A 7,530-nucleotide genomic window follows, 5' to 3' on the forward strand; every position below is an offset into this window, starting at 1 on the left:
CCGCTTCAGGATGCCAGGGCCGAGCTGGCAAGGATCGAAACCGAAGCGCGCACGCTGGCAAAAATCCTCAATGCCGCCAGCGGCGATCTCTTCCCGGCCGTGCTGGAGCAGATCAGCGTCGATCGCGGTTTCGAAACGGCGCTGGGTGCAGCCCTTGGCGAAGACCTCGACGTGCCGCTCGACCGCAGCGCGCCGGTGCATTGGGGCGAAGGCGCGATCCAACCCGGCGACGCGGCTCTGCCGGAAGGCGTGAAGAGCCTGGCCAGCGTGGTCCACGCGCCGGCACAGCTCGCCCGCCGCCTGGCGCAGATCGGTATCGTCGATGCCGCCGGCGATGGCCGCCGGTTGCAGCCGCTGCTTGCTCCCGGCCAGCGGCTGGTCAGCCGCGAGGGCGCGCTGTGGCGCTGGGACGGCTTTACCGCCAGTGCCGACGCGCCGACCGCCGCGGCGCAACGGCTGGCGCAGAAGAACCGGCTGGCTGAGCTCGATGCCGAGGCGATACAGGCGACGCTCGTCCTGCGCCAGGCCGAGGAGGCGCTGGGAGAGGCCGAACAGGCGCTCCGCCTGGCAAGCGAGGCCGAGCGCAACACGCGCCAGGCCGGTCGTGACGCACAGCATCGGCTGGACGCCGCCCGCAATGCACTGGCTGAGGCCGAGAGGGCCGGCGGCGAATTGCAGAGCCGGCGCGCAGCACTCGATGAAGCGCGCGCCCGCATCGTCGACAGCCATGAGGAGATTTCGGCCGCCTTCGCCGAGGCGGAAATGCTGCTGCAGGACGCGCCCGATCTTGGCGATCTGCAATTGCAGCTCGAACAGTCCTCGGCCAATGTCGCCCGCGACCGCGCCGCGCTTGCCGATGCGCGTGCGGTGCATGAGGGGCTGCGCCGCGAAGCCGAGGCGCGCGCGCGCCGGCTCGATGCCATTGGCGCCGAACGCAGCAATTGGCTGGAGCGGGCCGAAAACGCCTCGACGCAGATCGCCTCGCTTGGCGAACGCAAGGCCGAGGCCGAGGCCGAACGCGAGCGGCTGGCGGATGCGCCCGATGAAATCGACGCCAAGCGGCGCGCCCTGCTGTCGCAGCTCACCGAGGCCGAAACCTTGCGCAAGGCGGCGGCCGACCGTCTGCAGGAAGCGGAGAACCGGCAATCCGAACTGGACAAGGCCGCCACCGGCGCCATCCAGTTCCTGGCTGAGGCGCGCGAGAGCCGCGTTCGCGCCGAAGAGCGGCTGACCGCGGCCGACGAACGCCGGCTGGAGGTCGAGGCGCGCATCCAGGAAACGCTGAACACACCGCCGCATGTGGTTATTCGCCATACCGGTCTGGAGGCTGACAGCCCGATGCCTGAGATGCCCGAGATCGAGCGTCAGCTGGACCGGCTGAAGATCGAGCGCGAACGGCTGGGCGCCGTCAATCTGCGCGCAGAGGAAGAGCAGAAGGAGCTTTCCGACCGGCTGGAGGCGATCGTGTCGGAGCGCGAGGACATCATCGAGGCGATCCGCAAGCTCAGGCAGGCGATCCAGAGCCTCAACCGCGAAGGCCGCGAGCGGCTGCTTGCCGCCTTCGATGTCGTCAACGGCCATTTCCAGCGGCTGTTCTCGCATCTGTTCGGCGGCGGCACGGCGGAATTGCAGCTGATCGAATCCGACGATCCGCTCGAGGCCGGCCTCGAAATCCTGGCCCGCCCGCCCGGCAAGAAGCCGCAGACCATGACGCTGCTGTCGGGCGGCGAGCAGGCGTTGACGGCGATGTCGCTGATCTTCGCGGTGTTCCTGACCAATCCGGCGCCGATCTGCGTGCTCGACGAAGTCGACGCCCCGCTCGACGACCACAATGTCGAGCGCTTCTGCAACCTGATGGACGAAATGGCCGCCACCACCGAGACGCGCTTCGTCATCATCACCCACAATCCCATCACCATGGCGCGCATGAACCGGCTGTTCGGCGTCACCATGGCCGAACAGGGCGTCAGCCAATTGGTGTCGGTCGACCTGCAGGCGGCCGAGGCCATGCGCGAGGCAAGCTGACCCAGGTCAGCGCTGGCTGGAATGGGCCGCACCGGAGCAATTTCAGGAAAAGGGTGCAAGCGGTTCTCGCTCGGCAAAAAATGTCAGGGCCGCGGACTGTGCCTGTGCGAATGATGTTTGGCCGGGGACCAGACGAAATAGAGCGAGCCCAGTTTCAGCACAGGCACCCTGTGATCCCGCTCGCGATCACGCAGTTCCCGGTAGGTCTTCACCTTCAGTGTGCCCCCCGGCAATCTGATTCGCAAAGCCATGATGCATAGAGCTTACGTGCTTTCTCCAGACGATGGAAGATTCATTTCAAGTTCCTCATCAGTATTCGAGCTCCTGGAGGGGCGATCAGGAATTGTACTGGGCCACCAGATGACGAAATATTTGCCAAACTGCCAGACCGGGACTTCGCCCTTGTACTCTCGCCGCCGCAACTCATAACGTTGCTTGACCTTCAATACACCGCCCGGAAGCCTGATCTTGATCGTCATCGTCCCTCAATACTGATGGCGCACTTCCTGGGTGCCGCGCCCAAAATATCTGTCCGGCCAAGTTAGAAAAATCGCTCACTCTCGGATCGGATCGTTGCAATCCGATTTCGCTGAGTCAATGGAGCCGAGGGCGAACTCCTGTGGCTATCGGCGCCGTGCAGATAAGGCTTGAGAGCGGGCTCAACCTCTGCGCCGCAAGATCCAGTTCACACAGATCACGGCCACGAGGCCACATGCGATGCCGGCGCAATCGGCAAACCAGTCGAACACATCCAGATCGCGCCGTATCAGCGCCGTGCCCTGCAGGACCTCGATCGCCGCTCCAATCATGGCCAGGAAGACGATTAGTCTTGCTTTTCGATCGGGCCAGCCGAGCCCTCCAAGGAAAGTCATGACGGCAAAGGCGCTGGCGTGGTTCAGCTTGTCGGAACGGAAACCGATATCGATCCCGTACTCTTCAAGTCGGGGTATAGGCAGCAGTGCAAGGGCAAGAACAGCGGCAAGCGTGGCGAAAAAGGCGATCCGTTCGACGGCTGGATAAAATCTCATTCTGTTCCAATCTTTGCCTAGCCGCCGGGAAAGTCGAATCCGGCTCGGTATTGGCAGTTCAGGCTGAAACTCGGATCGACGGCGTTGTTCTTCTAAAGCCGCAATTTTTGCTTGAGCTTTTTCAGCCAGGTCTGTTCCGCCTCATCCTGATTTTGATGCGCCGGGACGTAGCGCGGCCGTATCTTTTTTCCTTTGATGTAGAATGGCTTTTCGACTTCTCCAACCAGATTGACGAAAAGCCGGGATTTGTTGGTGGGTTGGCGGACTGTGACGCCGTGGACCGATTCAATCGAGTTGATGAACAATACAAGAATGTTCTTGTCGTATTGAACTGTTTCGACGCATTCCAAATGGGTGTCGTCGACATAGGCATCATTGAAGAGTGTCGCTTTGGCTTTCAGCGTGGCGTATTTGGACTGGAAACGACTAATTGTCAGGTCCCCGCCAACGGCATCATAATCTTCCGGCCTCATATAAAACAGGCCAGAAAATAGCTTGTCGCCATTGTCGATGTGGCTTGTCCGCACCGAGCCGGCATTGGTCACCGGCGTGTTCCCGCTGAGCATCGCATCCATCAGTATGTCGCGTGTTGCATAGGTGTCACTAAACCTGATGCCCGCTTTCATATTCTTGAGGCGTTCATAATTGGGGTAATAATCAGGGTAAAGCTTGTGAATATCGTCATAGAACAGGTCGGCGACCTCGCCGAAAAATGCTTGCGATACATGGTAGGCGATAAAATCGCGCCATATTTGCGGCACGGCTTCGTTCGACCGAACGCGGTGGGCCTCATAATCCCACCTGGTGTTGTTGCGGCGTGTATCGATTTCGAGCGTTTCCGGAGCGGGAAACGTGCCGGCCAATTCCTGGTAGAGATCGAGGGGAAGGGCGTCAGGCAGGATGATGTGTGGAAACGGCTCCGATCGAACGTCGGCCTTGGTGGCTCGTTGAAGGACTGAAAGCGGCTTTGACATCGATGGTGTCCCAGATCGAGTTTGTCCGAATTTGGACAGCGAGGATCGTGTTCAACCTGTTCGGGTTACCGCCTTTCAACGGATCCCTTTCTGCGTCTCGTTCAAAGATTGGAGCGTTGAAAAGGGCTCCGCATGGGCTTTTACCATTTCGCTCATTAGAATATCCGCGCCAGTCATGAGGGGGACCAGGGTTTCCGCAAATGTGTATGTTTTGATGCCGTAAAGCCACTTCAGGTAAAGAAGGGCAGCTGACGTGCCGGAGACGCAGCCAACGATGTTCATTCGGGATACGACAAGCTCTATCGGATATATGTGTGGCAGGTTAGCTTCCATGATCCTGGTGTTGGCGTCGGCCGTCACATTGCCAACTGCATCCAGCAATTCGGGGAAGAAGGGCTTGCTTATTCTGGGATGTTCCTTCCAGACGACGTCGTATCCCCTCTCGACGATCTGCTCCGCAATTCGTCTATAGATCGCCGCCTCTTGCGCGTACGACATTATGCGGTTTCGCGACAATGCCTGGCCGAGCAGCAGGATCCGTGGGTTGGCTGACGCACGGCAATGTTCATCGCCGCCGGAAAGCGCATCCCTGCAGGCTTCACCTATTACGTCGCGCATCAGCGAAGCGCCGACCTGAAATCTTGGTACGTTCTCCAGTGCATCGTGAATGGGGATTTCGTGAAGCAAAGAATAAAACTTCGTCACCCGTCTCAGATGGTGTCTTTCTATCCTGTCGGCCGCTTTCCTCAATCGGAACGCCGGTGAAATTGTAGAGAGTCCTGCAATCAAGACCGCGGTGATGCGTCGTCGAAACCTTGTGCCCGGCGGCCGTGACATGGTTGCCATCTCGAATGGAAGGTATGACGTCAAGCCATCCTCATACAAAACGATCTTGGCTTCAGGGTATGAATCCAGCAGTATTTTTTCCGACGGCCGGTTAACGAAGCAGGCCCAGATTTCAGCTACGGAACTCGCGTCGAGACCAATTGTGTCTCGGATCAGACGATGGATCCGGAAAATTTGCAGTTGCCCATATTTACGCTCGGACGTCAGAAGGTCGTACGCCCATATGATCCGTCTCCAGGTCCATACTTTAGACGCAAGTTCAGCAAGACCGGTCTTGAAATGCTCGGAAACGCCGGCCGTTTCATAAAGCAGGAGATAGTCCTCATGCTCCTGATCCGCCGGGGAGCTTCCATCCATTGTTGATTGGCGAAGTGAGGCAACCAGGCTGAGCAATTGCCAGCTGCCAAAGACGCAGCATATTCGAGCTGGCAATTTAAGATCTCCAGATCGGATGGAAATAACGCTGCATGTTCCGCGATCTCAACCGCAAAATTGCTTCATATCCGACAGGCCGTGTGGCTCGGGGCGTCCCACCCGCTTCGTAATACTGCCTATCGCGTCGGTAGGAAATATCTTTCAGACGGCGGGTCTAACGTCCAAGACAGGCTAGAGTTCCGCACAATAGGCAGGCGAATTCACTTCAACTGAGCGGCAGAGACCTGTCGAGATCCGGCAATAGCACCCGGTGCGGCAGACCGCTCATGCGGTCGTCTTGCTGCTTCGGGTCCCTCTCGGCACCAAGAGCACGAATTCTCCCGGTTCTCGGGAAGGTCGTTGCCCGGGAAAGCGGGTTTCGCTTCCCCCAGTCAAAAGTAAGCTCCAGCCATGAACCGGAGCTAGATGATGACAGAGGCAGAAACCAGAATGTTTCACACACTTGATGTGCCAGCCGGTCCGGTGTGGCGGCCTGCAATCCCGGCCGACCTGACAAGGCAGGGCATGTGTGGGCGCATCTGCGCATCATGCCCGATACAAAGCCCGCACTGCCCCTCGAACGCCCTTGAGGCCGACGCTTCGGCGCAACGTCCCCGGTGAGCAGGCCAGAGCAATTCTAGGAAAAGTGTGAAGCGGTTTTCCGGCCAAAATTGCCTCAAAACAAAGAGTTAGAGCAGCTCGCCGTTTCCGTGAAACGGTGAACTGCTCTGAGGGCGGCGCCGGAAAATGCGCCGCCCTGTCGGAGGGGTCGTCCGCGATCAGGCGGCGAGCCAGGCCCGTGTGAAATCCTGCTCATAGGCCTGGTGCATCTGGTAGCCCATCAAGGAAGGTTTCATATGGCAGAACAGCTTTCGCCAGTAAGGCTGAACGATGATGCCGGAATCCTGCAGCATGACCTGGAGTTCCTTCATTACCACACGGCGCTGCTCCGGATCGGCGATGGAATTGGCCTTGTGGACCTTGGCATCGAAGTCTGGATCGGCGAACCCCGTCTCGTTCCATGCCGAACCGGTCTGATAGGCAAGCGCATAGGTCTGGATGCCGAGCGGTCGGGCGTTCCAATTGGTCGTCGCGAAGGGATACTTCGTCCAGTGGTTCCAGAACGCCGATTCCGGGATGACGGTGCGTTTCACCTTGAAGCCGGCGTCGCGCATCTGCTGGGCGACGGCATCGGAGCTTTCCTTGCGGTAGTCGGCTTCGACCGAGATCAGATCGAACTCGAAATCGAGCTGGCCGGCTTCCTCGAGCAATGCCCTGGCCCGGGCCGGATCACGTTTGATCGGCGGCAGGTCGGCGTGTTCGGGATGCATCGGTCCGACATGATCGTTCTGCGCGACGATGCCCATGCCGTCGGCGCCCAGTTGCAGCACCGCTTCGTTGTCGACCGCAAGCTGTATGGCGTTGCGCACGCGCTTGTCGTCATAGGGTTTGGCGTTGACGTTGCAGCGCGAGACCAGGGTGGCGGCAGTGACGATCTCGCTTTTCTTCAGGCCCAGCCTGTCGAGCATGGCGACGTCATAGGACTGCGTCTGGCCGTTCAGGTCGATCTCACCGGATTCGAAAGCGGAGACGGTGGCGGCCGAGTCGGTGCCGTAGTCGGTCCAGTCGATGCCGTCGAGGAACACCTCGCCGCCCCACCACGACCCGTCCGGCCGCTTGCGCACCGAGGCAGCAACGCCGACATCGAGTTTTTTAAGCTCGAATGGACCCGTGGAAACGGGGTTGGCCGACAGTGGCGCTGCCTTCGGATTGAACGTGCGGTGGACGATCAATGCCGGGTAGTCGGTCATCGCAGGGATAATGGTGATGTCGGGCTGCGACAGTTTCAGGACCAGGGTGTGGTCGTCGCGAACCTCGATGGCACCAGTGCGCGCCACCTTGGTGTCGGGATCGATCAGGGCGGTCATGCGCCCCGCCATCGAGTTGCCGGCGGCATCCTTCTCACACCAGCGCGTGATGTTGAAGGCGACATCCGTGGCGGTGAAATCGTCGCCGTTCGACCACTTCACCCCTGGGCGCACCTTGAGCACATATTCCGTGGCGTCCGCATTGATCTCCCAGCTCTGCAGCAGCACCGGCTCGAAGGTGAAATCCGGCTTCCAGCGCACCAGCGGTTCGAGAAACTGCATGGCGATGTTGCCCATCTGCGAAACCTTGAACTTGCGCGGGTCTTCCAGCTCCATCACCTGCATGGCAACACGCAGCACGCCGCCCTTTCTGGG

General features: G+C 59.8%; 6 protein-coding genes. 1 reads left to right on the plus strand and 5 read right to left on the minus strand.

Features of this window, described 5'->3' with window-relative positions; all coding sequences use genetic code 11:
• Nucleotides 1–2,025 (plus strand): chromosome segregation SMC family protein (locus tag EN884_RS18105; RefSeq protein WP_164895041.1); only part of this gene is annotated, 2,025 nt, incomplete at its 5' end.
• 263 nt (nucleotides 2,026–2,288) lie between these two features.
• On the opposite strand, the gene EN884_RS18110 is transcribed toward EN884_RS18105, so the two are convergent.
• The 5 genes from EN884_RS18110 to EN884_RS18130 all read right to left on the minus strand — a co-directional run.
• Nucleotides 2,289–2,504 (minus strand): hypothetical protein, encoded by a 216-nt coding sequence (locus EN884_RS18110; protein WP_082826424.1) that lies wholly within the window; start codon nucleotides 2,502–2,504, stop codon nucleotides 2,289–2,291.
• 180 nt (nucleotides 2,505–2,684) lie between these two features.
• Nucleotides 2,685–3,053, minus strand: a complete 369-nt coding sequence (locus EN884_RS18115; RefSeq protein WP_013532752.1) for a hypothetical protein — start codon at nucleotides 3,051–3,053, stop codon at nucleotides 2,685–2,687.
• A 92-nt stretch (nucleotides 3,054–3,145) separates the two neighbouring features.
• A complete protein-coding gene (locus tag EN884_RS18120) occupies nucleotides 3,146–4,027 on the minus strand; it encodes a hypothetical protein (RefSeq protein ID WP_013532751.1) in 882 nt (293 codons plus the stop codon).
• Nucleotides 4,028–4,102: 75 nt separating this feature from the next.
• Nucleotides 4,103–5,305, minus strand: a complete 1,203-nt coding sequence (locus EN884_RS18125) for an alpha-2,8-polysialyltransferase family protein (RefSeq protein WP_244514274.1) — start codon at nucleotides 5,303–5,305, stop codon at nucleotides 4,103–4,105.
• A gap of 761 nt (nucleotides 5,306–6,066) precedes the next feature.
• Nucleotides 6,067–7,530: ABC transporter substrate-binding protein (locus EN884_RS18130; protein ID WP_164895042.1), on the minus strand; the 1,464-nt coding region annotated here is incomplete at its 5' end.

It is taken from the genome of Mesorhizobium sp. M7A.F.Ca.AU.001.01.1.1 (assembly GCF_004022735.1).
Taxonomy (GTDB): domain Bacteria; phylum Pseudomonadota; class Alphaproteobacteria; order Rhizobiales; family Rhizobiaceae; genus Mesorhizobium; species Mesorhizobium ciceri.

Coding starts and splice junctions, on each gene's coding strand:
- EN884_RS18110 (WP_082826424.1), bottom strand. CDS start 2,504: ATGACGATCAAGATCAGGCTTCCGGGCGGTGTATTGAAGGTCAAGCAA.
- EN884_RS18115 (WP_013532752.1), bottom strand. CDS start 3,053: ATGAGATTTTATCCAGCCGTCGAACGGATCGCCTTTTTCGCCACGCTT.
- EN884_RS18120 (WP_013532751.1), bottom strand. CDS start 4,027: ATGTCAAAGCCGCTTTCAGTCCTTCAACGAGCCACCAAGGCCGACGTT.